General features: G+C 72.7%; 23 protein-coding genes and 1 pseudogene. 14 read left to right on the top strand and 10 right to left on the bottom strand.

Annotated elements, in window-relative coordinates:
* Window positions 1-13: 13 nt before the first annotated feature.
* Window positions 14-745 (bottom strand): DUF4383 domain-containing protein, encoded by a 732-nt coding sequence (locus tag HNR68_RS22190; protein WP_218888386.1) that lies wholly within the window; start codon window positions 743-745, stop codon window positions 14-16.
* Window positions 746-1,013: 268 nt separating this feature from the next.
* Between HNR68_RS22190 and recA the strand changes: the two genes are divergently transcribed.
* The 3 genes from recA (at window position 1,014) to HNR68_RS22175 (ending at window position 3,607) form a co-directional block, all read left to right on the top strand.
* Entirely contained in the window at window positions 1,014-2,060 is a 1,047-nt protein-coding gene (gene recA / locus HNR68_RS22185) for a recombinase RecA (protein ID WP_179723681.1), read from the top strand.
* A gap of 19 nt (window positions 2,061-2,079) precedes the next feature.
* Window positions 2,080-2,700, top strand: coding sequence for a regulatory protein RecX (locus tag HNR68_RS22180; RefSeq protein ID WP_179723680.1), 621 nt, complete (start codon window positions 2,080-2,082; stop codon window positions 2,698-2,700).
* A 247-nt stretch (window positions 2,701-2,947) separates the two neighbouring features.
* Window positions 2,948-3,607 carry an HAD family hydrolase gene (locus HNR68_RS22175; RefSeq protein ID WP_179723679.1) on the top strand — a complete coding sequence of 220 codons (660 nt, stop codon included), beginning with the start codon at window positions 2,948-2,950 and terminating at the stop codon, window positions 3,605-3,607.
* Between the two features lie 160 nt (window positions 3,608-3,767).
* Here the strand turns inward: HNR68_RS22175 and HNR68_RS22170 are convergent, their stop codons facing one another.
* The 3 genes from HNR68_RS22170 to edd all read right to left on the bottom strand — a co-directional run bounded on the left by HNR68_RS22170 (window position 3,768) and on the right by edd (window position 7,786).
* Entirely contained in the window at window positions 3,768-5,120 is a 1,353-nt protein-coding gene (locus tag HNR68_RS22170; RefSeq protein ID WP_179723678.1) for a polysaccharide deacetylase family protein, read from the bottom strand.
* Between the two features lie 137 nt (window positions 5,121-5,257).
* Window positions 5,258-5,881, bottom strand: coding sequence for a bifunctional 4-hydroxy-2-oxoglutarate aldolase/2-dehydro-3-deoxy-phosphogluconate aldolase (gene eda / locus HNR68_RS22165; RefSeq protein ID WP_179723677.1), 624 nt, complete (start codon window positions 5,879-5,881; stop codon window positions 5,258-5,260).
* A 72-nt stretch (window positions 5,882-5,953) separates the two neighbouring features.
* On the bottom strand, window positions 5,954-7,786 hold the full coding sequence (edd, locus tag HNR68_RS22160; protein WP_179723676.1) for a phosphogluconate dehydratase: 1,833 nt from the start codon (window positions 7,784-7,786) through the stop codon (window positions 5,954-5,956).
* A 178-nt stretch (window positions 7,787-7,964) separates the two neighbouring features.
* Here edd and HNR68_RS22155 point away from each other — a divergent pair, with 178 nt between their 5' ends.
* Entirely contained in the window at window positions 7,965-8,579 is a 615-nt protein-coding gene (locus HNR68_RS22155; RefSeq protein ID WP_179723675.1) for a transporter substrate-binding domain-containing protein, read from the top strand.
* A gap of 208 nt (window positions 8,580-8,787) precedes the next feature.
* Complete coding sequence (locus HNR68_RS22150) at window positions 8,788-10,170, top strand: DHA2 family efflux MFS transporter permease subunit (protein WP_179725372.1); 1,383 nt, start codon at window positions 8,788-8,790, stop codon at window positions 10,168-10,170.
* Window positions 10,171-10,174: 4 nt separating this feature from the next.
* Here the strand turns inward: HNR68_RS22150 and HNR68_RS22145 are convergent, their stop codons facing one another.
* Complete coding sequence (locus HNR68_RS22145; RefSeq protein WP_179723674.1) at window positions 10,175-10,897, bottom strand: TetR/AcrR family transcriptional regulator C-terminal domain-containing protein; 723 nt, start codon at window positions 10,895-10,897, stop codon at window positions 10,175-10,177.
* Between the two features lie 36 nt (window positions 10,898-10,933).
* Here HNR68_RS22145 and HNR68_RS22140 point away from each other — a divergent pair, with 36 nt between their 5' ends.
* Window positions 10,934-12,412, top strand: coding sequence for an FAD-dependent oxidoreductase (locus HNR68_RS22140; RefSeq protein WP_179723673.1), 1,479 nt, complete (start codon window positions 10,934-10,936; stop codon window positions 12,410-12,412).
* Between the two features lie 172 nt (window positions 12,413-12,584).
* On the opposite strand, the gene HNR68_RS22135 is transcribed toward HNR68_RS22140, so the two are convergent.
* The 4 genes from HNR68_RS22135 to HNR68_RS22120 are packed head-to-tail and all read right to left on the bottom strand — an operon-like array spanning window position 12,585 to window position 15,815.
* The gene (locus HNR68_RS22135) at window positions 12,585-13,448 is read right to left on the bottom strand and encodes an amino acid ABC transporter permease (RefSeq protein WP_179723672.1); all 864 of its coding nucleotides are present in this window, start codon (window positions 13,446-13,448) and stop codon (window positions 12,585-12,587) included.
* Window positions 13,445-14,095, bottom strand: coding sequence for an amino acid ABC transporter permease (locus HNR68_RS22130; RefSeq protein WP_179723671.1), 651 nt, complete (start codon window positions 14,093-14,095; stop codon window positions 13,445-13,447). The genes HNR68_RS22135 and HNR68_RS22130 overlap by 4 nt, the downstream gene beginning before the upstream one ends.
* 60 nt (window positions 14,096-14,155) lie before the next feature.
* Complete coding sequence (locus HNR68_RS22125) at window positions 14,156-15,058, bottom strand: glutamate ABC transporter substrate-binding protein (protein WP_246330516.1); 903 nt, start codon at window positions 15,056-15,058, stop codon at window positions 14,156-14,158.
* A gap of 28 nt (window positions 15,059-15,086) precedes the next feature.
* Window positions 15,087-15,815 (bottom strand): amino acid ABC transporter ATP-binding protein, encoded by a 729-nt coding sequence (locus tag HNR68_RS22120; protein ID WP_179725368.1) that lies wholly within the window; start codon window positions 15,813-15,815, stop codon window positions 15,087-15,089.
* Between the two features lie 242 nt (window positions 15,816-16,057).
* Here HNR68_RS22120 and miaB point away from each other — a divergent pair, with 242 nt between their 5' ends.
* The 3 genes from miaB to HNR68_RS22105 are packed head-to-tail and all read left to right on the top strand — an operon-like array spanning window position 16,058 to window position 18,765.
* Window positions 16,058-17,533, top strand: a complete 1,476-nt coding sequence (gene miaB, locus HNR68_RS22115) for a tRNA (N6-isopentenyl adenosine(37)-C2)-methylthiotransferase MiaB (RefSeq protein ID WP_179723670.1) — start codon at window positions 16,058-16,060, stop codon at window positions 17,531-17,533.
* Window positions 17,530-17,991: an Rv2732c family membrane protein gene (locus HNR68_RS22110; RefSeq protein WP_246330515.1), complete on the top strand. Its 462-nt coding sequence runs from the start codon at window positions 17,530-17,532 to the stop codon at window positions 17,989-17,991. The genes miaB and HNR68_RS22110 overlap by 4 nt, the downstream gene beginning before the upstream one ends.
* 45 nt (window positions 17,992-18,036) lie before the next feature.
* The gene (locus HNR68_RS22105; RefSeq protein ID WP_179723668.1) at window positions 18,037-18,765 is read left to right on the top strand and encodes a tyrosine-protein phosphatase; all 729 of its coding nucleotides are present in this window, start codon (window positions 18,037-18,039) and stop codon (window positions 18,763-18,765) included.
* Between the two features lie 15 nt (window positions 18,766-18,780).
* On the opposite strand, the pseudogene HNR68_RS22100 reads toward HNR68_RS22105, so the two are convergent.
* Window positions 18,781-20,107, bottom strand: a pseudogene (locus HNR68_RS22100) (DUF349 domain-containing protein).
* Window positions 20,108-20,678: 571 nt separating this feature from the next.
* Here HNR68_RS22100 and HNR68_RS22095 point away from each other — a divergent pair.
* The 5 genes from HNR68_RS22095 to HNR68_RS22075 all read left to right on the top strand — a co-directional run bounded on the left by HNR68_RS22095 (window position 20,679) and on the right by HNR68_RS22075 (window position 25,580).
* The gene (locus HNR68_RS22095; protein ID WP_246330514.1) at window positions 20,679-21,155 is read left to right on the top strand and encodes a class III extradiol ring-cleavage dioxygenase family protein; all 477 of its coding nucleotides are present in this window, start codon (window positions 20,679-20,681) and stop codon (window positions 21,153-21,155) included.
* A gap of 53 nt (window positions 21,156-21,208) precedes the next feature.
* A complete protein-coding gene (gene miaA, locus HNR68_RS22090) occupies window positions 21,209-22,120 on the top strand; it encodes a tRNA (adenosine(37)-N6)-dimethylallyltransferase MiaA (RefSeq protein ID WP_179723666.1) in 912 nt (303 codons plus the stop codon).
* Window positions 22,121-22,130: 10 nt separating this feature from the next.
* The gene (dapF, locus tag HNR68_RS22085) at window positions 22,131-22,973 is read left to right on the top strand and encodes a diaminopimelate epimerase (RefSeq protein ID WP_179723665.1); all 843 of its coding nucleotides are present in this window, start codon (window positions 22,131-22,133) and stop codon (window positions 22,971-22,973) included.
* Window positions 22,974-23,088: 115 nt separating this feature from the next.
* Window positions 23,089-24,552 (top strand): GTPase HflX, encoded by a 1,464-nt coding sequence (gene hflX / locus HNR68_RS22080; RefSeq protein WP_179723664.1) that lies wholly within the window; start codon window positions 23,089-23,091, stop codon window positions 24,550-24,552.
* Window positions 24,549-25,580, top strand: a complete 1,032-nt coding sequence (locus tag HNR68_RS22075) for an NHL repeat-containing protein (protein WP_343050321.1) — start codon at window positions 24,549-24,551, stop codon at window positions 25,578-25,580. Before hflX ends, HNR68_RS22075 begins: the two co-directional genes overlap by 4 nt.
* Window positions 25,581-25,628 lie beyond the last annotated feature (48 nt).

The following is a 25,628-nucleotide window of genomic DNA, read 5'->3' as shown; positions in this document are numbered from 1 at the left end:
GCCGGGCGCGGTGTCAGGGCTTCTCCTCCCGGCGCGGCTGCTCGGGCGTGTCGAAGTCCGCCCACAGGTTCTGGGCGCTGACGTCGTCCCGGCGCCCGGCCTCCTGGTAGTGCTGGTACGCGCGGCGGCGGTCCTCCTGCAGGTGCCGCCAGGCCTCGGCGCGCAGCCGCCGCGCCTGGTCCGGGGTCGGGTGGCCCTCGGCCATCGCGATCTCGTCGCGTGCCAGCGGGGTGAGCTCGGTGATCCGCTGCTCGTAGGACCGCCACTGCTCGGGAACCTCCTCGGCGGGCGGTTCGTGGTGCCGGTAGCGGACGTAGGGGTTGTCCTCGGGCAGGCCGCCGCTGACCCGCCCGTAGAACCCGAAGAACGCCAGGACCAGCCCCACGACGAAGCTGAACACGACGTTCGGCAGCTCGAACGCGAAGATGTTCCACCGCGTGTCCAGCAGGCCGAGGTTGACCAGCCCGGACAGGAAGAACAGCACGCCGATCGCGGCCGTCGTGGTGGAGGCGACCCACCCGCCCCAGGCGGCGGCGCCGACCAGGACCGCGCCGACCACGATCGAGACCACCGCGAGCAGGCCGTTGCTGGACAGCCCGAGGATGTCGATGCCGGTGGTGGTGAACAGGGGCACCCGGTTGGCCACGCCCAGCACCCCGAAGGCCATCAGGCAGGCCCCGAAGATGGCCGCTGCGATGCGGTAGAACCGGCTGAGCGGGTGGTCCGGCGGAAGGTAGCGGTCCATGCGCACGGGTCGGCACCTCCTCCTCGGGACGCGTGACCGGGCGAGCGCCGGGTGGGACTTCGAGTGTGCTCCGCGACGGGACTGATCGCACCGTCACACATCCGAGTTATTCACCGGGCGTGTCGGGAGCTTGATCGAACATCCGTTCGCCTAAGATGTGAGGCACGGATCGAGTGGCGAACCCCGCGGCCGGATTGTCGGTCCCTGCCCGTAGCGTCTGATCCGGAACAACGACGACAGAAGAACGACTCGACCGAGGTGGACCCCGATGGCAGCAGCGACACCGGACAAGGGCAAGGCGCTCGAGCTGGCGCTCGCCCAGATCGACAAGCAGTTCGGCAAAGGGTCGGTCATGCGGCTCGGGGAGGAGACGCGCGCGCCGATCGAGGTCATCCCCACCGGGTCCATCTCGCTCGACGTCGCGCTCGGCATCGGCGGTCTGCCGCGTGGCCGGATCGTGGAGATCTACGGTCCGGAGAGCAGCGGCAAGACCTCGGTCGCCCTGCACGCGGTGGCCAACGCGCAGAAGCAGGGCGGCACCGCGGCGTTCATCGACGCCGAGCACGCGCTGGACCCGGAGTACGCCAAGGCGATCGGCGTGGACACCGACTCGCTGCTGGTGTCCCAGCCGGACACCGGTGAGCAGGCGCTGGAGATCGCGGACATGCTGATCCGCTCCGGCGCGCTGGACATCATCGTCATCGACTCGGTGGCCGCGCTGGTGCCGCGCGCCGAGATCGAGGGCGAGATGGGCGACAGCCACGTGGGCCTGCAGGCCCGGCTGATGAGCCAGGCGCTGCGCAAGCTGACCTCCGCGCTCTACAACGCCAAGACCACCGCGATCTTCATCAACCAGCTCCGCGAGAAGGTCGGCGTGATGTTCGGCTCCCCGGAGACCACCACGGGTGGCAAGGCGCTGAAGTTCTACTCGTCGGTGCGGCTGGACGTGCGGCGGATCGAGACGCTCAAGGACGGCTCGGACGCGGTCGGCAACCGGACCCGCGTCAAGGTGGTCAAGAACAAGGTCGCGCCGCCGTTCAAGCAGGCCGAGTTCGACATCCTCTACGGCGTCGGCATCAGCCGCGAGGGCTCGCTGATCGACATGGGTGTCGAGCAGGGCATCATCCGCAAGTCCGGTGCCTGGTACACCTACGAGGGCGACCAGCTGGGCCAGGGCAAGGAGAACGCCCGCCGGTTCATGCGGGACAACCCGGACGTCGCCAACGAGATCGAGAAGCGGATCAAGGAGAAGCTCGGCATCGGCGCGACCCTGGAGGCGGAGAAGGAGGCCGAGCCGGCCCCGGTCGAGTTCTGATCGTCCCGCGCTGGTGAGCATGAACGACGGCAGGAGTCGGGGGAGCGGTGCGCGGAACCGCTTCCCCGACGGTGAGCACCCGGAGGACGGGCCGCGGGACCAGGCGGCTCGGGGCGAGGTACCGGAGTCGACGCGGCGGAAGGCCGACACCCCGGAGCAGCGGGCGCGCGACACCGTGTACCGCCTCCTGGCGGCGCGTGCGCGCAGCCGCGCGGAGCTGCGGCAGGCCTTGCTGCGCAAGGAGATCGACGAGGACGTCGCCGACCGCGTGCTGCAGAAGTTCGTCGACGCCGGACTGGTGGACGACGCCTCCTTCGCCGAGGAGTGGGTGAACTCCCGGCAGCGGGCGCAGGGGCTGGGCCGCAAGGCGCTGGGGTACGAGCTGCGCCGCAAGGGCATCGACGAGCACCTGGTGGAAGCGGCCCTGTCCACTGTGGATCCCGATGCGGAAGCCGAGCGGGCCCGGGAGCTGGTGCAGCGCAAGCTCCGGACGATGGGGTCGGTGGACCACACGGCGAAGATGCGCCGCCTGGTCGGGATGCTGGCCCGCAAGGGCTATGCGGAGGGCCTGGCGTTCCGCGTGGTCCGCGAGGAGCTCGAACGTTCCGGGGAAGGACCACCGGAGTTCGACCTTCCCTGACCGGGCGGGACCTCCCGCGCGGGCGCGGGCCCCGCTTCCAGGCAGGACTGCGCGCTCGGCGCCGTGCCGTGGTGCCGTCCGACGCTTCGGGCGCGTCCGCTCGGTGGCGCGAACGCCGTTCCCGCGCACGCGGTCCGGCGGGACCTGCGCGGTCGCCGTGCCGCGGGCGGTGCGCCGGGCGTGCGCCTCCTCTCAGATCGGATCGGCGGTACTGGGACGTCGGTGCGAGCTCATAGAGTCGCGGGCCATGACGACTCTCGCTGGCACGCGGCACATCGTGTGGGACTGGAACGGAACTCTGCTGGACGACAACCACGCCGTGGTCTCGGCGGTGAACACCGTCTGCACCGCGTTCGAGCGCGAACCCATCGACATCGACGAGTGGCGCGCGCTCTTCGGCCGACCGCTCCTGAAGTGCTACGAGCGCCTGCTGCGCCGGTCGCTGGACGAGCAGGACTGGGCCCGGATCGACGTGCTCTACCACGACGCGTACCGCACGCTGCTGGACACCTGCGAGCTGGCGAAGGGCGTCCCGGAAGCGCTGCGCGAGTGGGCGGACACCGGCCGCAGCCAGTCCTTGCTGTCCATGTGGTTCCACGACGAGCTCGTCGAACTGGTGACGGCACGGGGCCTGTTCGACCTGTTCGTGCGCGTCGACGGCCTGCGCGCGGAGGTCGGCGGCGGCTCGAAGGTCGAGCACCTGCACCGCCACCTGGACGCGTTGGAGCTCGACGCCCGGGACGTGGTGCTCATCGGGGACGTTCTCGACGACGCCCACGCGGCCGAGCAGGCCGGGACGCGGTGCGTGCTGGTGACCACCGGGGTGACCAGCCGGGCCGCCCTGGAGGAGACCGGGCGCCCGGTCGTCGACTCCATTCCCGAAGCCCTGGCCCTCCTCGCCGACTGACGGTCCCGCGCGCCGGTCCCGCGGGCGTCCGACTCGCGGGGACCGGCGCGATCGCCGGCGTCCGGTGCCGCACCGCGACAGGCGCAGTGCTCGCGTGCCCGTCACCGACGACGAGTCGGCGGGGACCCGGCCCTGCCCGGAGCCGCCGGCGGTGCCGTCCTCAGCACAGCCACCGCAGCAGCGGCGTCCAGGGCAGCCGGCCGCACAACCGCTCGTGGCTGACCCGGGGGTGCTCCTGGAGCGCGTAGTCGTCGGTGGTCAGCGACCCCGAGGTCGACAGCGCGAGCCCGAAGCTCAGCCCGGTGGTCCCGGGTGGCGCGGGCGGGGTCGTCCACCGCGCCTCGGTCCACTCGGCCGCCGGGGCGAAGAACGGGCTCGTCGTCCAGTAGTGCCAGGCCCCGGCCCGGTCCCGGTAGTGGACGGCGAACTGCGTCGGCGCGGTCGAGACGTACCACGTGCTGAGCGTGTAGGTGTTGTCCTCGTGCGCGGGCGGCGACACCTCGCCCATGTCCATCCGCACCAGGAGCTTGGCGTCCCCGCTGGTGTGGTCGGCCAGGTCGAGCCGCTGGGCCCACCGGCCGCTGCGGGCGTGAGGCACCAGCGTCCACGTCGGACTGTTCTGGCCCCAGCTGCTGGGCACCCAGCCGCGCGGCCCGGGTTCTTCGAGCGAGGCGTTGACCAGCCCGGCGCGCGGTGCCGGTGCCGGTGGCGGGACGAGCGGTCGCGGTTCGCCGCCCATCACCTGGTCGACGGTGCGCACCACGGTGCCGCGGTCCTCGCGGGCGGCCAGCCACGTCGTGAACTGGTCCAGCACCCGCGGGCTGATGGCCATCGACCCGCAGAAGTCGCAGACCTGGTGCAGCACCACGGGGACCCAGCCGCCGCCCTCGGCCTCCGCGTCGAGCACGAGCTGCTGGAGCTCCTCCAGCGTCCAGCTCGGGTCGACCATCCCCGAGCCCCGCACGGCCATCGGGTTCTGCGGGGGGATGGTCTCGGCCGGTGGACAGGCCTCGCAGCCGCGCGGGTTCCGGATGCTGCCGGTGATGCGGGCACTGGTGTAGCCGCAGTCCCTCGCGGCCCGCTCGGCGCTGGGGTCGGGCGTGCCGAACGGGTAGGCGAAGGAGGTGGTGCGGAAGCCCCACCCGGTGAGGTTGGCGCGGTCCTGGCAGATCTCGCGCCGCAGCTCGTCCGGTCCGATGGTGCGGGTGTCGGGGTGGTTGACGGTGTGCCCGCCGATCTCGTGCCCCCTCGCGGCCATGTCACGGAGGTCCTGCAGGTCGAGGTAGCCGGGCCGGCCGATGGAGCCGGAGACGACGTAGAAGGTGCCGCGCATCCCGTGCTCGGCGAGGATGCGGGCGCCGGTGGTCTGCGACGCGGTGCCGTCGTCGACGGTGAAGCTCACCACGGTACGGGGCGGGGGAGCGGCGCTGACCGGCGGGGCCCCGAGGACCAGTACCAGCAGCACGGCCCCGGCGCAGGTGAGAGCTCGGTCCAGCAGCGTCCGCGCATCCATCGCTGACCACCAAACGGGGTCGATACACCCGACTCCGGCACGTTACGACCGGTGGCGACGCCGCCGGATCCGGCGCGTGCGGTGCGCGAGCTACCCCGCGGGGCGGAGGTGGCAGGCGCGCCCACCACCTTCGCAGCTCAGCGCAGCGCGGCGGCCTCGCGGGCCAGCTCCTCGACCTTCGCCCAGTCGCCCGCCGCGAGCAAGGACGCCGGGGCGAGCCAGGAGCCGCCGACGCAGCCCACGTTCGGCAGCGCGAGGTAGTCCGGAGCGGTCCGCGGGCTGATCCCGCCAGTCGGGCAGAACCGCAGCTCCGGCAGCGGTCCGGCGATCGCCTTGAGGAACGCCACGCCGCCGCTGGGTTCGGCGGGGAAGAACTTCATCGCGGTCGCCCCGCGCTCGGCCAGCCGCATGGCCTCGGACACCGTGCCCGCGCCGGCCAGGAACGGCACGCCGGCGGCCTCGACGTCGTCGAGCAGCCTGTCGGTGGTGCCCGGGGTCACCAGGTACCGCGCACCGGCGTCGACGGCCCGCCGGGCCTGGCCGGGTTCGGTGATGGTGCCCGCCCCGGCGACCATCTCGGGCACCTCGGCGGCGATCCGCTCGATCGCGGGCAGCCCGGCCGGCGTGCGCAGGGTGACCTCGATGGTCCGGATGCCGCCGCGCAGCAGCGCTTCGGCGAGCGGGACCGCGTGCGCGACGTCGTCCAGCGCCACGACCGGGACCACCGGCGAGAGTTCGAGCACGTCAGCAGCAGTGTTCATCAGGGTGTTCATCCGTCCTAGGTGCGTGCCGGGGCGTCAGGGGTGCGGGCGTGGGTGCGTGGTGGTCACGGCTCATGCTGGCACGTCGCTGCGCTGCGGTTGCAGCTGCGTGAAGACGCTCGCGCCGCGGTCGGCCCGCCCGACCGCCTGCCGGAACGCCGAGAACAGCTCCCGTCCGGTGCCGAACGGCGCCCGGTCGGCGCCCGGCGCGGGTTCCCGCTCGGCCAGCTCGTCGTCGGGCACCAGCAGCTCCAGCGTCCCGCGGTCGGCGTCGAGGCGGATGACGTCCCCGTCCCGCACCCGCGCCAGCGGCCCGCCCGCGCTGGCCTCCGGGGTGAGCTGGATGGCCGCCGGGATCTTGCCCGAGGCGCCGGACATGCGGCCGTCGGTGACCAGCGCGACCTGGTGCCCCCGGTCCATCAGCACGCCCAGCGCCGGGGTGAGGCCGTGCAGCTCGGGCATGCCGTTGGCCTGCGGACCCTGGTTGCGGATCACCACGACGACGTCGTGGTCCAGCTCGCCCGCCCGGAACGCCGCGGTGAACTCGTGCTGGTCGTCGAAGACCCGGGCCGGGGCGGTGACCGTGCGGTGCTCGGCGCGGACCGCCGACACCTTGATCACCGAGCGCCCCAGGTTGCCCTCCAGCACCCGCAGCCCGCCGTCGGGCGCGAACGGGTCGTCGACCCCGCGCAGCACGTCCGGGTCGAGGCTCTTGCGCGGGCCGTCGCGCCACACCAGCTCACCGTCCTCGAGGAACGGCTGCTGCCGGTAGCGGTCCAGGCCCGGGCCCGCGACGGTGTTGACGTCGGCGTGCAGCAGGCCCGCGTCCAGCAGCTCGCCGACCAGCGTCTGCACCCCGCCCGCGGCCGCGAAGTGGTTGATGTCGGCGGAACCGTTCGGGTACACCTTCGCCAGCGACGGCACGACCGCGGACAGCTCGGAGAAGTCGTCCCAGGTCAGCTCGATGCCGGCAGCCGCGGCGACGGCGGGCAGGTGCAGCGTGTGGTTGGTGGAGCCGCCCGTGGCCAGCAGCGCGACCACGCCGTTGACGATGGCGCGCTCGTCCACGACCTCGCCGATCGGCGTGTCCAGCGTGACCACGCGCCGGGCGGCCTCCTCGGTGAGCGCCTTGCGCAGCGGGGTGCCCGGCGGCACGAAGCTCGCCCCCGGCAGGTGCAGCCCCATGACCTCGACGACGAGCTGGTTGGAGTTCGCGGTGCCGTAGAAGGTGCAGGTGCCGGGGGAGTGGTAGGACGCCGACTCGGCCTCCAGCAGGTCCTCCCGGGTGGCCTTGCCCTCCGCGAACAGCTGCCGGACGCGGCTCTTCTCGCTGTTCGGCAGCCCCGAGGGCATCGGACCGGCGGGCACCAGCAGGGTCGGCAGGTGGCCGAAGGACAGCGCGCCGATGAGCAGCCCCGGCACGATCTTGTCGCACACCCCGAGCAGCAGCGCCCCGTCGAACATCTCGTGGGACAGCGCCACCCCGGTGGCCATCGCGATGACGTCGCGGGAGAACAGCGACAGCTCCATGCCGGTCCGGCCCTGGGTGATGCCGTCGCACATCGCGGGCACCCCGCCGGCGAACTGCGCGACACCACCGGCTTCGCGCACCGCGTCCTTGATCCAGGCCGGGAACTCGGCGAAGGGCTGGTGCGCGGAGAGCATGTCGTTGTAGGCGGAGACGATCGCCACGCCCGGCTTGGTGGCTCCGCGCACCGCGAGCCGGTCGGGGCCGCTGCACGCGGCGAACCCGTGCGCGAGGTTGCTGCACGGCAGTTCGGTGCGGGCCGGTCCTTCGGCGGCTGCGGCGCGGATGCGCTGCAGGTAGGCGGTGCGGGTCGGGGCGCTGCGCTCCGCGATGCGTTCGGTGACCTGGTGGACGACGTGCTGCACTGACCGCGCCATGGATCGCCTCCGGGGAAGATCTCGTAACCGGGCGACAACGTTGGCGCCACATGACCGCAATCACACTAACGGGTGGCATCCGGGTTTCACAATCGATCCAGCCCTCGCGCCGATCCGCCCCCGCGCTGTCGGTCCGGTGCGCGATCATGGGCAGCAGCGGCGAGAGGGAGGAGCTGTGATGCGCATTCGCGTGCTCGCGCTGGCGTCGTTGACCGCGGTGCTGGCGGGCTGCGGCGGCCAGGACGCGGAGGTCGCGCAGAACGCGGTGCCCGAGCGGCCGCCCGCTCCCGCCACGTCCGCCGCGACCCCGGCGCCGTCCGCGGGCACGTCGGTGGAGCTGTCCACCTCGCCGACCCTGGGGGAGATCCAGCAGCGCCGGAAGGTGCGGGTCGGCGTGCGCGTCGACGCGCCCCCGGCGTTCCTCAGCCGCGACCCGGCCGGCGGCTACACGGGCTTCGACGCGGAGATCGCGCGCGACCTCGCCCAGCGCCTCGGCCTGCGGCCGGAGGACGTGCAGTTCCGGCGCCTGCCCGCGACCCAGCTGCAGAACGCGGTGCTCTCCGGCGACGTCGACCTGCTGCTCGGCGGCACGGCCGGCGGTCCGCAGCTGGCCGCGGTCGGGCCGTACGCGGTCACCGACGCCGAGCGGAACGTCGTGATCCGGGCCGACGACCCGCTGTGGGCCGACGAGCTGCGGCGGATGCTCGACGCCGCGGTCGCCGACGGGGCCTGGCAGCGCGCCTACGAGACGACCCTCGGCGCGGCGGGCATCGAGGCCCGGCCCCGGCCCTGATCGCCGCTCCGACGTGAGCTTGCCCGCTCGTCGTCGAAATTCGCGTGCTGAACTCACGTCCCGTGCGCAGACTGGACGGACGCCGAGTCCGGGCCCCGTGCTGCCGCGCGCCGGTCGGACCGGTCGATGACGTGCGAGGAGCAACCAGACCGTGAACCGTCCCGCGACCGTGAACGCCGCCCGCGGCACCACCCCGCCGCGCGCACCGATGCTGATCGGTGTGCTGGTCGTCTCGGCCTTCGTGATGATCCTGAACGAGACGATCCTGAGCGTCGCGCTGCGCGACCTCACCCGCGACCTCGGGGTCAGCACCACGACCACGCAGTGGTTGACCAGCGGCTTCCTGCTCACCATGGCGGTGGTCATCCCCACCACCGGCTTCCTGCTCGAGCGCTTCACGCCGCGCCAGGTCTTCCTGGCCGCGCAGTCGCTGTTCAGCGCAGGCACCCTGCTCAGCGCCCTGGCGCCGGGCTTCGCGGTGCTGCTGGTGGGGCGCGTGGTGCAGGCGTGCGGCACCGCGGTGATGGTGCCGCTGCTGATGACCTCGGTGATGCGGCTGGTGCCGGCCGACAAGCGCGGCGCGACGATGGGCACGATCACCATCGTCATCGCGGTCGCCCCGGCCGTCGGCCCGACGATCGGCGGCGCGGTGCTGGGGTCGCTGGGCTGGCGCTGGATGTTCTGGATCGTGCTGCCGCTGGCGGTGATCGCGCTGGCGATCGGGGCGGTGTGGATGCGGCTGGGCGGCGAGACGCGGTCGGTGCCGCTGGACCTGTTCTCGGTGCTGCTGTCCGCGGTCGGCTTCGGCGGCCTGCTCTACGGCCTGTCCTCGATCGGTGAGTCCGGTGGGCAGCAGCAGGTGGCGCCGTGGATCCCCATCGCGGTGGGCGCGGTGGCGCTGGCCGCGTTCGGGGCGCGGCAGGTCCGCCTGCAGCGCCACGACCGGGCCCTGCTCGACCTGCGCCCGCTGACCAACCGGGCCTTCGGCGTGGCCCTGGTGCTGAGCGCCCTGCTGTTCATGTGCCTGCTGGGTGCGGGGGCGATCCTGCTGCCGCTGTACCTGCAGACGGTGCTGCACGAGACGACCTTCGTCAGCGGCTTGGCGGTGCTGCCGGGCGGCCTGGTGCTGGGCCTGCTCGGGCGCCCGGTGGGCCGGTTGTTCGACCGCTTCGGCGCCCGGCCGCTGGTGATCCCCGGCGCGGCGGCCCTGGCGGTGTCGCTGTGCCTGTTCGCCACGCTCGGCCCGGACTCGTCGCTGGCCACGGTCATCGCGATCCACGTGGTGCTGATGGGCGGTCTCGGGCTGATGATGACGCCGCTGATGACCGCGTCGCTGAGCGCGCTGCCCGACCACCTCTACTCGCACGGCAGCGCGATCCTGGCGACCCTGCAGCAGGTGGCGGGCGCGTTCGGCACCGCGGTGTTCGTGACGGTCTCCGCCCTGGGCAGCGCGGCCGGGAGCGGCGCGCCGGACGCGGCCGGGCTGCGCACGGCGTTCGTCGTCGCGGGCGGCGTCGGCGTGCTGGCGTTCGTCACGTCGTTGTTCCTGCGGACGCCGGACACCGCGGCGGAGCGGGCGCCGGTGCACTGAGCGGTCAGCGCCGGCGGCGCTCCTCGGCGAGCCGCTGCAGGCCGTCGAGCTGCCACTCCAGCTGCTGCTCGAAGGTCACCACCTCGGCCGTCGGGTCCGGCTCGCCCAGCCAGCGGGAGAAGTGCGGGTACCGGCCGTCCGCCCGGATCCGCTCCAGGTACGGCCGCGCGGCCTCGGTCAGCTCGGCGTCGGACGCCAGCCCGGTCCGGTGCCGTGTGGTGAGCTCTTCCAGCAGCGCCAGCCCGGAGCCGAAGACCTGGCCGAGGACGGTGTTGACGAACCCGATGCGGGTGGCGGCGTCGAGCCCGAGCTCGTCGACCGCCGCCAGCGCGGAGTCGTAGAGGCGGAGCGCGTTCGGGCCGAGGGGCGGGCGGCTGAACGCCAGGCGCGCGAACCACGGGTGCCGCTGCACGGCGGCCCACGCGGACAGGCCCATCTCGCGCAGGCAGGTCCGCCAGTCGCCGGGCGGCGGCACGGTGACCTCGCCGTAGACCTCGTCGACCATCAGGTCGGTCAGCCCGTCCTTGCTGCCGACGTAGCGGTACAGCGCCATCGGGCTGCGCGTCCCGAGCTGGCTCGCGATCGCGCGCATCGTGACCTCGCCCGAGGGGCTCTCGTCGGCGAGGGCGACCGCGGCGGCGACGACGCGTTCGCGGCTGAGCTGTTCGGTGGCGGGTGGGGGCGGTGGTTCGTCGAACCAGACCAGACCGTGTTTCGCAGGAGGCATTGGCTCGGGATCTTAGCGTGGTGTACAACGTACATCGTGAATGTACAACGTACACGCGATGGTCAGGTGCTGGTGGTCGGCGGTGGCCTGGTGGGCCTGACGACGGCGCTCGTCCTGCGGCACCACGGCGTCGACGTGACCCTCGTGGAGAAGCGCGCCACGACCTCACCGCAGCCCAAGGCACGTCGGCTCCACATGCGCAGCATGGAGGTCTTCCGCGAGCTCGGGCTCGCCGCAGCCGTCCGCGAGGCCGCGCGCGACCTCGCCGAGCACGACCACATGGCCACCGGGCGCACGCTCGCCGACGCCCGGCAGCTCCCGCTGTGGCAGCCCACCGGGCCGGGGGAGCAGCCGGTCGAGGCCAGCCCGGAACTGCCGTGCCTGGTCGCGCAGGACGTGCTGGAGCCGGTCCTGCGCCGGGCGGCCGAGGACGCCGGGGCTCGGGTGCTGTTCAGCACCGAGCTCACCTCGTTCGCGCAGGACGCCGACGGGGTGCTGGCCGCGCTGCGCGACCGGGCCGGGCGGGAGAGCAGCCTGCGCGCCGCGCACCTCGTCGCCGCCGACGGTGCGCGCAGCCCGGTCCGGGCCGCGTTGGGGATCCCGCGCTCCGGGCGCGGCGCGATCGGCGGGCCGCAGGTCAGCGTCTACTTCCACGCCGACCTGTCCGCGGTGGTGCGCGGCCGGGAGTTCAACCTCTGCAGGCTGGAGCACCCGGCCGCACCGGGCGCGCTGGCCTCGGTGGACGGGCGGACCCGCTGGGTGTTCCTGGCGAACGGCGGTGACCCCGACCGGGACTGGCCCGCGCTGCTGCGCACCGTCCTCGGCGTTCCCGCACCGGACCTCGACGTGCGCAGCGTGCTGCGCTGGCAGCCGGAGGAGCTGGTCGCCGACCGCTACTCCGACGGGCGGGTGCACCTGGTCGGGGACGCCGCCCACGTGATGCCCCCGTTCGCCGCGCTCGGCGCGAACACCGGCATCGACGACGCGCACAACCTCGGCTGGAAGCTCGCCGCGGTGCTCTCCGGGACCGCCGCGCCCGCGCTGCTGGACAGCTACGACGCCGAGCGGCGCCCGGCGGGGCGGTTCGCCGCCGACCAGTCGAGTCGGCGCTCGGCGGACGTGACGTCCGAACCGGACGCCGCGCTGGCCCACCCGTTCGTGCTCGCCGCGGGCGGGTTCCAGTACCCGGCCGGGGCGTTCGTCGGCGACGGCGGCGAGGCCGAACCGGTCACCGAGTTCGCCCCGGCCGGGCGAGTCGCCACCCGCGTCCCGCACCGGTGGCTCGGCCCCGGGCGCACGCTGTCCACGGTGGACCTCGCCGGTCCGGGGTGGGCGCTCGCGGTGGCCGACGACCCGCACCGCTGGCGGACCGACGGCGTCCCGGTGCACCGCCTGGACGCCGACTTCCTGTCCCCGGGGGAAGGCCTGCTGCTCCGGCCGGACGACGTGGTCGCCTGGCGCGGCACCGACCCCACCGCCCCGGCCGCGGTCCGGGCCGAACTGCTGGCCGGCTGAGACGACGGAGCACCTCCGGCGAGGGACAGCAGCGCCGCCCCTCCCACCGCGGACCGGAGTGAAGGGCACCTGCCACCAACGGATCGGCGGGAGGTGTCCTTCACCTCTCACCCGTCAGGTGGCACCGGCGCTGGGGTTCCGCACCGGGGCCGCGGCCGGAGGTGCTCGAGCGTCAGTCGCCGACGGTGGCTTCCGCCACCGGCTTGGCGGCCGGGGCCAGCTGCTCGGTCTTCTTCGCCCGGCGGTTGCGCCGCTCCAGGTAGTTCGCGACCCACGCCAGCAGCAGGCACATCGAGATGTAGATCGCCGCCACCACCAGGCTGACCGGGATGATCGGCCGGTCCAGCGTCGGGATGCCGCCGAGGTAGCGCGCGTAGTACAGCAGCTCCTGGTAGGTGATCAGGAAGCCCAGCGCGCTGTCCTTGAGCAGCACCACCAGCTGGCTGATGATCGCCGGCAGCATCATGCGCACCGCCTGCGGCAGCACCACGGTCCGCATGACCTGGTTCTTGCGCATGCCGATGGAGTAGGCGGCCTCGGTCTGCCCCTTGGGCAGCGCGGTGACCCCGGCCCGGAACACCTCGGCCAGCACCGAGCCGTTGTACAGCGTCAGGCCCAGCACGACCGACCAGTACTGGCCGAAGTTCACGCCCAGTGACGGCGCCGCGTAGTACAGGAAGAAGATCAGCACGACCAGCGGGATCGCGCGGAACAGCTCCACCACCGCGGCGCACGGCACCCGCAACCAGGCGTGGTCGGAGAGCCGGCCCAGCGCGAACACCGCGCCGAAGGCCAGGGCCAGCACGGCACCCATCAGGAACGCGCGAACGGTGTTCCACAGCGCGCCCAGCAGCTCGAGCTGGATCTGCTCGTAGAGCAGCCACTCCCACTTGCTGGCGTCGAACTGGCCGGTCTCGTAGAACCGCAGCAGCACGTAGCCCAGCAGTCCCAGCACCACGACCGCGCTGATGACGCTGATCAGCCGGTTGCGCGCGCGGGCGCGCGGCCCGGGGGTGTCGAACAGGACGCTGCTCATCGGGACACGCTCCACCGCTTCTCGAAGCTGCGCTGCACCAGGGTCAGCGGGACGACCAGGACGAGGAAACCGACGGCGATCCAGATGAAGGCGTTGAGCGTCGGCTCACCCTGCTCGTTGAGGAACGGGATGACCGAGCCGACCTCGTTCACGCTGAACCCGGCCGCGACCGTGGTGTTCTTCAACAGCGCGATCAGCACGCTCACCAGCGGCGGCACCGTGGCGCGGAACGCCTGCGGCAGGATCACCTGGGTCAGCGACTGGCCGAAGCCCAGCCCGATGGAACGCGCCGCCTCGGCCTGCCCGACCGGGACGGTGTTGATGCCCGACCGCACCACCTCGCAGACGAACGCCGAGGTGTAGATCGTCAGCGCGATCACCGCCGCGGTGAAGAACGGGAACTGGACCAGCTCCAGCTTGGGGTAGGCGAAGACGAAGAAGAAGAACACCAGCGTCAGCGGGGTGTTGCGCAGCAGCGTCACGTACCCGGTGCCGACCGCCCGCAGCGCGGGGACCGGGCTGACCCGCAACGTCGCCAGGACCGTGCCCAGCACCAGCGACCCCGCCGCGGACAGCAGGAAGAGCTCGATGGTGCGCAGGAACCCCCTGGCGAGGACGTCGCCGTACTCCACCAAGATGTCGAACAATGCGTGCTCCAGGAGGGACCGGGTGCCCGGGGCGCGCGACCCCGGGCACCCGATGACGGATCAGTAGCGGTCCACCGCGGGCGGTTCGGCGGTGCTGCCGGACTTGCCGAGCGTGGCGTCGTAGATGCGCTTCCACTCGCCGCTCTTCGCCGCCTGCTCCAGGATGTCGTTGATCTTGTTGCGCAGCGCGGTGTCGTCGCGGGACAGGCCGACGCCGTAGGGCTCCTCGGAGAACGTCTTGCCGACGACCTTCAGCTTGTCCGGGTCCTGGGCCGCGTAGCCCTTGAGGATGGCGTCGTCGGTGGTGACCGCGTCCACCTGGCCGTCGAGCAGCTGCTGCACGCACTCGGAGTAGCGCTGGAACTCGACGATGTTCTGCGGCTCGGTCAGCTGCTCGCTCTTGACCTTCTGGATCGGGGTCGACCCGGTCGCCGAGCAGACCTTCTTGCCCTTGAGCGAGTCCTTGCCGGTGATGTCGGTGTTGTCCGCGCGGACCAGCAGGTCCTGGCCGGCCATGTAGTACGGCCCGGCGAACCCGACCTGCTCCTTGCGCTTGTCGTTGATCGTGTAGGTGCCGACGTAGTAGTCCACCTCACCGGTGGAGATCGCCTGCTCGCGCGCGGTGGAGGGGATCGGCTTGTAGTCGATCTGCGTGTTCGGGTCGAACCCGAGCTGCGCGGCGATCATCCGGGCGATCTCGATGTCGAAGCCGGAGTACTGGTTGGTCACCGGGTCGCGGAAGCCCAGCCCCGGCTGGTCCTCCTTGACACCGACCTCGACGCGGCCCCGCTGCTTCATCCGGTCGAACGTCGGCGAGCCTTCGACCTGCACGTTCTGGGCCACTTCGAACTGGACCTGCGACTCGTCACCGCCCCCGGGCGCGCCTTCCCGGCCACAGCTGGTCAGTGCCAGCGCCAGCGACGCTGCCAGCACGGTCACCAACCGCATCTTCTTGGCTCGCATTCCTTGTGCCTCCCTGCGCAGTGCGCACTCAGTGGGTGAGGATCTTGCCGAGGAAGTCCTTGGCCCGGTCGCTCTTCGGGTGGTCGAAGAACGCGTCCGGTTCGGCGTCCTCGACGATCTCGCCGTCGGCCATGAACAGCACCCGGTGCGCGGCCCGGCGCGCGAAGCCCATCTCGTGCGTGACGACCACCATGGTCATGCCCTCGGCGGCGAGGTCGGTCATGACGTCCAGCACCTCGTTGACCATCTCCGGGTCCAGCGCCGAGGTGGGTTCGTCGAACAGCATCACCTTCGGCTTCATCGCCAGCGCGCGGGCGATCGCGACGCGCTGCTGCTGGCCACCGGAGAGCTGCGCCGGGTACTTGTCGGCCTGGTCGGCGATGCCGACCCGCTCGAGCAGCTCCATCGCGGTGGTGCGCGCGGCGCCCTTGTCCTGCTTGCGGACCTTGACCGGCCCGAGGGTCACGTTCTCCAGGATCGTCTTGTGCGCGAACAGGTTGAACTGCTGGAACACCATGCCGACGTCAGCGCGCAGTTCAGCCAGCGCCCGGCCCTCGGAGGGCAGCGGGACCCCGTCGATCTCGATGCGGCCCGCGTCGATCGGCTCCAGGCGGTTGATCGCGCGGCACAACGTCGACTTGCCCGACCCGGACGGCCCGAGGACGACCACGACCTGCCCGCGGGGCACTTCCAGGTCGATCTCCCGCAGCACGTGCAAGGAACCGAAGTACTTGTCGACCGCGGACATCCGGATCATCGGCGTGTCCGTGGGAGCTGCGGTCATGCACACTCCTGAACGCTCTGCAGTGGATGTGATGGCCGAAACTTAAGCCTCCTTCGGGGGATAGTCCAGACGGAACGGACAGAGCCAGGTTGCAACTAGGTTACGCTCCGCAGTCGCTTCTCGTGCGGGATCGCTGACGCTCCGTGCCCAGATCGGTCGCCGTCCGCGCGCCAGGCGGGTGAATCCGCGATCTGACCAGGCGCTACCGTGGAACGGTGAGCACGAAGACCTACGAGATCCGCACCTTCGGCTGCCAGATGAACGTGCACGACTCCGAGCGCCTCGCGGGGATGCTGGAGGACGCCGGGTACGTGCGCGCCGACTCGGGCGATGCGGACGTGGTCGTGTTCAACACCTGCGCGGTCCGCGAGAACGCGGACAACCGCCTCTACGGCACCCTCGGCCACATGCGCCCCGCCAAGGAGCGCAACCCGAACATGCAGATCGCCGTGGGCGGCTGCCTGGCGCAGAAGGACCGGGAGGCGATCGTCAAGCGCGCCCCGTGGGTGGACGTCGTCTTCGGCACCCACAACCTGGGGTCGCTGCCTGCGCTGCTGGAGCGCGCGCGGCACAACGACGAGGCCGAGGTCGAGATCCTGGAGAGCCTCGAGGTCTTCCCCTCCACGCTGCCGGCCCGCCGCGAATCCGCCTACTCCGGCTGGGTCTCGGTGTCGGTGGGCTGCAACAACACCTGCACCTTCTGCATCGTGCCGTCGCTGCGCGGCAAGGAGAAGGACCGCCGCCCCGGCGAGGTCCTCGCCGAGGTGCAGGCGCTGGTGTCCGAGGGCGTGCTCGAGGTGACGCTGCTCGGGCAGAACGTCAACGCCTACGGCGTCGAGTTCGGCGACCGCTTCGCGTTCGGCAAGCTGCTGCGCTCCTGCGGGGAGATCGAGGGCCTGGAGCGGGTCCGCTTCACCTCGCCGCACCCGCGCGACTTCACCGACGACGTCATCGAGGCGATGGCCGAGACGCCGAACGTGTGCCCGCAGCTGCACATGCCGCTGCAGTCCGGCTCCGACCGGATCCTCAAGGCGATGCGCCGCTCCTACCGGTCCGAGCGGTACCTGAACATCCTGCGCAACGTCCGCGAGGCGATGCCGGACGCGGCCATCACCACCGACATCATCGTCGGCTTCCCCGGGGAGACCGAGGAGGACTTCGAGGCGACCTTGGAGGTCGTCCGGCAGGCCCGGTTCTCCAGCGCGTTCACCTTCCAGTACTCCAAGCGGCCCGGCACGCCCGCCGCGGAGCTGCCCGACCAGCTGCCCAAGGAGGTCGTGCAGGAGCGCTACGACCGGCTGGTCGCGCTGCAGAACGAGATCTCCTGGGAGGAGAACAAGGAGCTCGTCGGCCGCTCGGTGGAGCTGCTGGTCGCCGAGGGGGAGGGGCGCAAGGACGCCGAGACCCACCGGCTGACCGGCCGGGCCCGCGACGGCCGGCTGGTGCACTTCACCCCGACCGGTGCCGTGGACCGCGAGGTCCGGCCCGGGGACGTCGTGCACACCACCATCACCCGCGCCGCCCCGCACCACCTGGTCGCCGACACCGACATCACCGCGCACCGGCGCACCCGGGCGGGCGACCACTGGGAAGAGGGCGTGCGGCCGAAGACCTCGGGCGTGACGCTCGGGTTGCCGTCCTTCGGGGCCCCGGCCCCGCAGCCGAGCGCGGAACAGGGATGTGCGTGTTGAGCGGAGCGCAGGACGTGATGAGGGACAACGCCGATCGGGAACAGCGCGACCTGCTGCGCCGCATCGACCCCGGTGCGCGGGCGCTGGTGATCGCCTCGGTGATGCTGGTGCTGGTCCTCTGCTCGCTGCTGCCCTGGACCGGGGACGCCGCGGGCTGGGAGGTGCTGACCGGTCAGGCGGACCCGAAGCTCGACATCGGCCTGCTGCCGTGGCTGTTCGCGCTCAACTCCACCGTCGTCGGGCTGGGCTTCGGCACGCTGGCGCTGATCAGCCGCCGCTGGGTGGTGGCCTTCGTCGCCGGCCTGGCCGGGGTGGTGGTGTCGTTCGAGGGGATCATGGCGATCTGGTCCCGCCAGACCAGCGGTCAGCACGGACCGGCGATCGGCCTGGTCCTCGCGGTGCTCTGCATGGCGGTCCTGGCCGTGCAGTGGATCAGGGTCCTCTGGTCCCGCGACTGAGCTCCCGCCGGGCAACCCGGCGTCACCCGTGCGCGTCCCACGGGCATGTCGACCACACCACGACAACTCCACTGGGACGGCGGGTACAACGTGCGCGACCTGGGCGGTCTGCCGACCGTCGACGGACGCCGGACGCGTTGGGGCGCGGTGGTGCGCTCGGCAGACCTGTCCCTGCTGACCGAGGCGGGGTGGGCGCAGCTGTGGGACCACGGGGTCCGCACCGTCATCGACCTGGCCGGTGAGGACGAGCCCGCCGCCGACCTCGCCCCGAGACCGGAGGCCCTGGAGAACCTCGTTGTACCCCTGGACCCGGTGCACGACACCGAGTTCTGGAGCTACTGGGGCACCGGTCTGCACGGCACACCGCTGTACGTCCGGCCGTTCCTCGACCGGTACCCCGCGCACACCGCCGAGGTCGCCAAGGCCATCGCGCACGCCCGACCGGGCGGCGTCCTGGTGCACTGCCGCGCGGGCCGGGACCGGACCGGGATCGTCGCCGTGCTGCTGCTGGCCTTCGCCGGCGTCCCGGCTGAGGAGATCGTCGCCGACTACGAGCTCAGCAGCGCCGGGCTCAGGCCGCTGTGGGCACGGCTGGGCTGGCCGGACGACGCACCGGCGATCACCGAGGTCCTCGCCCAGCACGGCACCACCAGGCGCGAGGCGCTCCACGCGGCGCTCGACGGCTTCGACGCCGAGGCCCACCTCCGCGCCGGCGGGTGCACCGAGGCCGACCTGGAGGCACTGCGGGACCGGCTGCTCGCGCCGCCGGAGTGACCGCGCGAGCCGCGACTACCGGCTGGCGATCGCCTGCTCCGCGGCCGCCAGCCACTCCCGCCACTGGTCGGCCTGCTCCTGGGCCTCCTTCGCGCGCCGCTCGTCGCCCGCGGCGCGCGCCTTCTGGGCCTGCGCCTCGAACTGCTCGACCCGCTCGCGGAACTGGTCGACCCGCGCCTGCGCCTCCGGGTCGCTGCGCCGCCACTGGGCGTCGGCGGCCGCGCGGACCTTGTCGGCCACCGCCCGCAACCGGCCCTCCAGCTCGCGCATCCGCTCCCGCGGCACCTTGCCGATCTCGTCCCACCGCTCCTGGATGCGGTGCAGCTGGGCCTGGGCGGCCTTGAGGTCGGCGGACGGGTCGATCTTCTCGGCCTCGACGAGCAGCTCTTCCTTGAGCTTCGCGTTCGCGGCGAACTCGGCGTCGCGCTCGGAGAACGCCTCGGACCGGCGGCTGAAGAAGCGGTCCTGCGCGGCGCGGAACCGCTGCCACAGCGCCTCGTCGCTGTCCTTCGGCGCCCGCCCGGCCGCCTTCCACTCCGCCATCAGCTGCTTGTAGCGGCTCGCGGTGCCGCCCCCAGTCGGTCGACTCGGTCAGCGACTCCGCTTCCTCGACGAGCTCCTGCTTGCGGGCCTTGGCCGCCGCGCGCTGCCGGTCCAGCTCGGCGAAGTGCGAGCCCCGGCGGCGGCTGAACGCGTCACGCGCCTTGGAGAACCGCCGCCACAGCTGCTCGTCGGTCTTGCGGTCGACGCCGCGGATGGTCTTCCACTCCTCGAGCATCTCGCGGAGCCGGTCGCCGGCGCTCTTCCAGTGCGTGGCCTCGGCGGCGATCTGCTCGGCCTCGGCGACCAGTGCCTCCTTGCGCGCGATCGCCTCGGCGCGCGCCCGCTCCTTCTCGTGCTTGGCGCCCTCGACGGCCTGCTCGGCCCGCGCCAGCAGGTGCTCGACCCGGGCGGTCAGCGCGTCGAGGTCACCCACCACCGCCGCCTCGGGCAGCGACTCGTGCAGGTGCTTGGCGCTGCTCAAGGTGTGCTTCGGGTCGCCGGCGCGGGTGCTCAGCCGGGTCTCCAGCAGCTCGACCTCGGTGAGCAGGTCGTCGAACTTGCGCGCGAACAGGGCCAAGCCCTCGGCGGCGTCACCTGCCTGCCAGGAGCCGATCGCCCGCTCGCCGTCGGCGGTGCGGACGTAGACGGTGCCGTCGGCGTCCACGCGGCCCCACCGGGCGGGATCGGCGGACGCGGGCGGTACCGCGGGCGCGGCCGTGGTCGACCGGGTGGTGCCGGTGGTCGAGTCCTCGGTCGCCTTGCTCGCGACCGGCTCGGGGGTCGTGTCCTGGTGCGTCATGGCCGGCTTCCTCCTTGCGTGCCCGCTCCGATGCCCGTGCCCGGCACGGGCGCCCCGCGGCGGCGGGGCCCAGCAAGCGGCGACCCGAACCCCTCGGCGGTCCGGCCTCCGCTGGCGCATTCAAACAGGTCACAGCGCGAATCGGTACTCCGTCGCGCGAACGACGCGCCGAAGCAGCGGCGAACCACCCTGCGCGGCCACCACAGCACTCCGCTGACCTGCACGGCTTCATTGTCATCAAGCACCTGTTCGGGTGCAGCGGGCAGGGTGGACGTGACCGCTCCGCCGTCGGTCGCCGCTCCCCGCACCATCACGTCCGCCAGTGCCTCTACCGTGCACAGGTGTGATCACCTGTGTCGCTGTGGTGCCGTGCCCGCCGTTGCTCGTCCCCGCGCTGACCGTGCGCGCCGACGCGGAGACCGAGCGTCTGCGGGGCGCCTGTTCGCGCGCCGTTTCCAGTCTGACGGAACGTGCAGCCGAATGGGTGGCCGTTGGCACAGATCCGTCGGGTCCCGTCGCGTTCGGCCCCGACACGGTTGGCACGTTCGAGGGGTTCGGTAGGGACGTTCGCGTGACGTTGGGCGGCACCGCGCCGGTGGACCCGGGCCTGCCGCTCCCGGTCCTGGTCACCGGCCTGCTGCGAGAACAGGCCGGGGCCTCCTCCGCCACGGTGCGCCTGCTCGCCCCGGACACCCCGGCGGAGGAGAGCCGACGGCTCGGCGAGTCGCTGGTGGCGGAGGCGGACGGCCTGCTGGTCCTCGCGGACGGCACGAACTGCTCCGGCGAGCGCTCTCCCCGTCCCCCGGACGAGCGCGCCGCGCCGCTCGACGAGCAGCTCCGCACCGCGCTGGCCGAGGTCGACGTCGACCGGCTCCGGGCGCTGGACCCGCGGCTGTGCGCGGAACTCGGTGTCGACGGGCGCGCCGCGCTCCAGGTGCTGCCGGGCGTCGTGGCGGCCGGCGGCGGGACCTGGCGCGGCGAGCTCCTCTACTCGGCGACCCCGCACGGCGTCACCTACCACGTCGCCACCTGGACCCGGCAGGACTGACCGGCCCGTCCCCGCCCGTGCCGGCGCCGCGGGCGCCGAACTAGGGTCGAGGCGTGCAGTCCCTCCCCCACCTGGTGGCGATCGTCGGTCCCACCGCCACCGGCAAGTCTGACCTGGCCGTGCAGCTCGCGCAGGACCTCGACGGCGAGGTGGTCAACGCCGACGCCATGCAGCTCTACCGGGGGATGGACATCGGCACCGCCAAGCTCACCGAGGAGGAGCGCCAGGGCGTCCCGCACCACCTGCTCGACGTGCTCGACGTGACCGAGACCGCCTCGGTGGCCGCCTACCAGCGGCACGCCCGCGCCGCCGTGGAGGACGTCCTGGCCCGGCAGCGCACCCCGATCCTGGTCGGCGGCTCCGGGCTCTACGTGCAGGCCGTCGTCGACGACCTGTCCTTCCCCGGCACGAACCCCGAGGTCCGGGCCACGTACGAGGCCGAGCTGGCCCGGGTCGGCCCCGCCGCCCTGCACCGCCGGCTGGAGGAGCTGGACCCGGCCGCCGCGGCGGCGATCCTGCCCAGCAACGGGCGGCGCATCGTGCGCGCGCTGGAGGTCATCGAGATCACCGGCAAGCCGTTCTCGGCGAACCTGCCCAAGCCCGGGCCGCCGCGCTACGACGCGGTCCTGGTGGGCCTGGACCGCCCGGTCGGCGCCCTCGACGAGCGCGTCGACCAGCGGGTCACGCGCATGTTCGACGCCGGACTGGTCGAGGAGGTCCGCACCCTGGCCAAGGCCGGGTTGCGCGAGGGGCGCACCGCCAGCCGGGCCCTGGGCTACCAGCAGGTCCTCGCGGAGCTCGACGGTGCCGAGGACATGGCGGCCGCCGCGGCCGAGACCGCCAAGCTCACCCGCCGCTTCGTCCGCCGCCAGCGCTCCTGGTTCCGCCGCGACAGCCGGATCCGCTGGTTCGACGCCGCCGACCCGGGCCTGGTCGCCGACGTCCGGGCCGCGCTGGCTCCGTAGACTCGGGCCCGTGCGCACTCCTGACGGGCCCGAGTTCCTCAAGGGCCACGGCACCCAGAACGACTTCGTCATCCTGCCCGACCCGGACGGCGCGCTGGCGCTGACCGGGGAGCGGGTGCGGGCGCTGTGCGACCGCCGCCGCGGCCTGGGCGCGGACGGCGTGCTGCGGGTGGTCCGGACCGGTGCGCTGCCGGACGCCCCCGCCGACGTCCCCGCGGACGTGTGGTTCATGGACTACCGCAACGCCGACGGCTCCATCGCCGAGATGTGCGGCAACGGCGTGCGGGTGTTCGCCCGCTACCTCGCCGACGCCGGGCTGGCCGAGGCCGGTGAGCTGCTGGTCGGCACCCGGGCGGGCGTGCGCCCGGTGCGGATCCGCGAGGACGGCCAGGTGGCCGTGGACATGGGCGCGGCCAAGGTCTTCGGCGAGTCCACCACCAGCGCGTCCGGACGCACCTTCACCGGGATCGCCGTCGACGTAGGCAACCCGCACCTGGCCTGCGTCGACGACGTCGAGCTGGCGGAGCTGGACCTGACGACCCGGCCGCCGCACGACCCCGAGCTGTTCCCGCACGGCGTCAACGTCGAGTTCGTCCGGCCGCGGGAGGGCGACCACGTGCAGATGCGGGTGTACGAGCGGGGCGTGGGGGAGACCCGCTCCTGCGGGACCGGCACCGTCGCGGCGGCCGTGGCGGCGCTGCGCGCGGCCGGTGCGGACACCGGCCGGCGGGTGGTGCACGTCCCCGGCGGCACCGTCGAGGTGGAGGTCACCCCGTCGACCACCACGCTCACCGGGCCGGCCGTGCTCGTCGCCCGCGGGCGCCTCGACGCCGGCTGGTGGGAGCACCCGTAGGACGGTCCAGCGGGAGCCGGCCTGCGGCCGTTCGTGGCGTCCCACCGGCGCGAACGGGTCACCGCGGGTTCGAGGCGTGAAAATGGGTCGCGGGGCGTGGGACAATGGCCTCGATATGAAGAATTCCTTGACCTGGTCCGCCGACCTCGACCACGACGTGGTCGACGCCGACGACAACGAAGTCCCTGCGTCTGCCGAGCCCTCCACGGGTGAGTTGGAGCTCGCCGAGCGCGCGTCGCTGAGGCGGATCCGGGGCCTGTCCACCGAGCTCGCGGACATCACCGAGGTCGAGTACCGCCGCCTGCGCCTGGAGCGCGTGGTGCTGGTGGGGGTCTGGACCGACGGTGACGCCGCGCACGCCGACGCCTCGCTCGCCGAACTGGCGCGCCTGGCCGAGACCGCGGGCTCGGAGGTGCTGGAGGGCGTCATCCAGCGCCGCGACCGCCCGGACCCCGGCACCTACATCGGGTCCGGCAAGGTGCTCGAACTGCGCGACATCGTCGCCTCGACCGGCGCCGACACCGTGATCTGCGACGGCGAGCTCTCGCCCGGCCAGCTGCGCCAGCTGGAGGAGAAGCTGAAGGTGAAGGTGGTCGACCGGACCGCGCTGATCCTCGACATCTTCGCCCAGCACGCCCGCTCCAAGGAGGGCAAGGCGCAGGTGGAGCTGGCCCAGCTGCAGTACTTCCTGCCGCGCCTGCGTGGTTGGGGTGAGGCGATGTCCCGGCAGGCCGGCGGTCGGGCCGGTGGCGCCACCGGCGGCGTCGGCACCCGCGGTCCCGGTGAGACCAAGCTGGAGACCGACCGGCGGCGCATCCACAAGCGCATCAGCAAGCTCCGCAAGGAGCTGGCGGCGATGCGCACGGTGCGCGGCACCAAGCGCGGGCGCCGGGAGGCCAACGCGGTGCCGGGCGTGGCCATCGCCGGCTACACCAACGCGGGCAAGTCCAGCCTGCTCAACGCGCTGACCGGCGCGGGGGTGCTGGTCGAGGACGCGCTGTTCGCCACCCTGGACCCCACCACCCGGCGGGCCACCACCCCGGACGGGCGCGCCTACACGTTGACCGACACCGTCGGCTTCGTGCGCCACCTGCCGCACCAGCTGGTCGAGGCGTTCCGCTCCACGCTGGAGGAGGTCACCGGCGCGGACCTGCTGGTGCACGTCGTGGACGGTTCCGAGGAGTCGCCGCACGAGCAGGTCGCCGCGGTCCGCCAGGTGCTCAACGAGATCAGCGATGAGCACGGGTCGGAGGTGCCGCCGGAGCTGCTGGTGGTGAACAAGGTCGACTCGGTGGACGAGACGCGCATCGCCGAGCTTCGGCGGTTGCTGCCGGAGGCGCTGTTCGTCTCCGCGCACAGCGGCACGGGCGTGGCGGAGCTGCGCCAAGCCATCGCGGACCGCCTGCCCCGGCCGGACGTCTTCGTCGACGTGCTGGTGCCCTACACCCGCGGCGAGCTCGTCGCGCGCGTGCACTCCGAGGGCGAGGTCGTCGACGAGGAGCACACCCCGGAGGGCACCCGGCTCCGTGCCAAGGTCCGGCCCGACCTGGCCAGCGCGCTGGAGCCGTTCACCGGGTGAACGCGGTCGGTGCGGTCGCGACCGCGCTGCTGCTGGTGACGTCGGGTTCCGTCACGGCGTCACCGGCGGCCGCGCAGGCGCCCGAACCGGTCGAGCAGTGCCGGGTGCGGGACGACCGGTTGGAAGAGCTCTCCGGCTTGGCCTCCGACGGGCGTTCCTGGTACGCGACCAACGACGGTGGCAGTGCGTTGCGGGTCTACGTCCTGGACCCGGCCGACTGCTCGGTGCGGGACGTGCGCACGAGCCCGGTCGATCCGTACGACGTGGAGGACCTGGCGCTGGGCCCGGACGGGTCGGTGTGGCTGGCCGATGTCGGGGACAACCGCCGCCGTCGCGACACCGTCGCGCTGCACGTGATGTCGCCCGAGGGTGGTGTCGTGCTGCACCGGTTGTCCTACCCGGACGGCGCGCACGATGCGGAGGCGCTGCTGCTCGACCGGGCGGGTGTGCCCTTCATCGTCACCAAGGAACCGTTGGGCGTCGCTGGTGTCTACCGCCCGGCGCAACCGCTGGACCCCGAACGCACGGTGCCGCTGGAACGGGTCGGCTCGATCGCCCTGCGCTCGACCGGGACGCCTGGAGGCCCGGTGTCGCCGTCAATCGGCTCGACCCTGGTGACCGGCGGTTCGGTCAGCCACGACGGCAGGACCGTCGCGATCCGCACCTACACCGACGTCTACCTCTACAGCGCACCGGACGGTGATGTGGTGGCCGCGCTGCGCGGAGAACCCCTGCGCATCGCGCTGCCGAACGAACCTCAGGGCGAAGCCATCGCGTGGGAGCCCGACGGCGCCGTGCTGTCCGCATCAGAAGGACACGAACCAGTCCGCCGCATCCCCGGAGCCGCGAGGCTGCTCGCCGATCGCGCTACCGCACCGCCGGAGGACAGGGGTGCCGGATCGCAGCCCACCGAACGGGTCGAACCCACCGACGAGACCGGTGCGCCCACCGGTCAGGCGATGGTGTTCGCCGCCGTGCTGGCCGGGCTGCTCGTCTTCCTCGCGGGCCGACTGCGCCGCAACCGCTGACCGGACACCCGTGAGCCCGGCTGCCAGCGTTGCTCGGCGCCACGAGGA

It is taken from the genome of Saccharopolyspora hordei (assembly GCF_013410345.1).
GTDB lineage: Bacteria > Actinomycetota > Actinomycetes > Mycobacteriales > Pseudonocardiaceae > Saccharopolyspora > Saccharopolyspora hordei.
Note: the sequence above shows the minus strand (reverse complement) of the source record. Positions and strands in the feature narration are given on the sequence as shown.

Bases quoted from the DNA above. Each gene is read 5' to 3' on its own strand.
- HNR68_RS22135 (WP_179723672.1), bottom strand. From the start codon at position 13,448: ATGAGCAGCGTCCTGTTCGACACCCCCGGGCCGCGCGCCCGCGCGCGC.
- hflX (WP_179723664.1), top strand. From the start codon at position 23,089: ATGAAGAATTCCTTGACCTGGTCCGCCGACCTCGACCACGACGTGGTC.
- HNR68_RS22120 (WP_179725368.1), bottom strand. From the start codon at position 15,815: ATGATCCGGATGTCCGCGGTCGACAAGTACTTCGGTTCCTTGCACGTG.
- HNR68_RS22150 (WP_179725372.1), top strand. From the start codon at position 8,788: ATGCTGATCGGTGTGCTGGTCGTCTCGGCCTTCGTGATGATCCTGAAC.
- HNR68_RS22105 (WP_179723668.1), top strand. From the start codon at position 18,037: ATGTCGACCACACCACGACAACTCCACTGGGACGGCGGGTACAACGTG.
- HNR68_RS22180 (WP_179723680.1), top strand. From the start codon at position 2,080: ATGAACGACGGCAGGAGTCGGGGGAGCGGTGCGCGGAACCGCTTCCCC.
- HNR68_RS22155 (WP_179723675.1), top strand. From the start codon at position 7,965: ATGCGCATTCGCGTGCTCGCGCTGGCGTCGTTGACCGCGGTGCTGGCG.
- HNR68_RS22190 (WP_218888386.1), bottom strand. From the start codon at position 745: ATGGACCGCTACCTTCCGCCGGACCACCCGCTCAGCCGGTTCTACCGC.
- HNR68_RS22170 (WP_179723678.1), bottom strand. From the start codon at position 5,120: ATGGATGCGCGGACGCTGCTGGACCGAGCTCTCACCTGCGCCGGGGCC.
- HNR68_RS22175 (WP_179723679.1), top strand. From the start codon at position 2,948: ATGACGACTCTCGCTGGCACGCGGCACATCGTGTGGGACTGGAACGGA.
- HNR68_RS22145 (WP_179723674.1), bottom strand. From the start codon at position 10,897: ATGCCTCCTGCGAAACACGGTCTGGTCTGGTTCGACGAACCACCGCCC.
- HNR68_RS22125 (WP_246330516.1), bottom strand. From the start codon at position 15,058: ATGCGAGCCAAGAAGATGCGGTTGGTGACCGTGCTGGCAGCGTCGCTG.
- eda (WP_179723677.1), bottom strand. From the start codon at position 5,881: ATGAACACTGCTGCTGACGTGCTCGAACTCTCGCCGGTGGTCCCGGTC.
- edd (WP_179723676.1), bottom strand. From the start codon at position 7,786: ATGGCGCGGTCAGTGCAGCACGTCGTCCACCAGGTCACCGAACGCATC.
- recA (WP_179723681.1), top strand. From the start codon at position 1,014: ATGGCAGCAGCGACACCGGACAAGGGCAAGGCGCTCGAGCTGGCGCTC.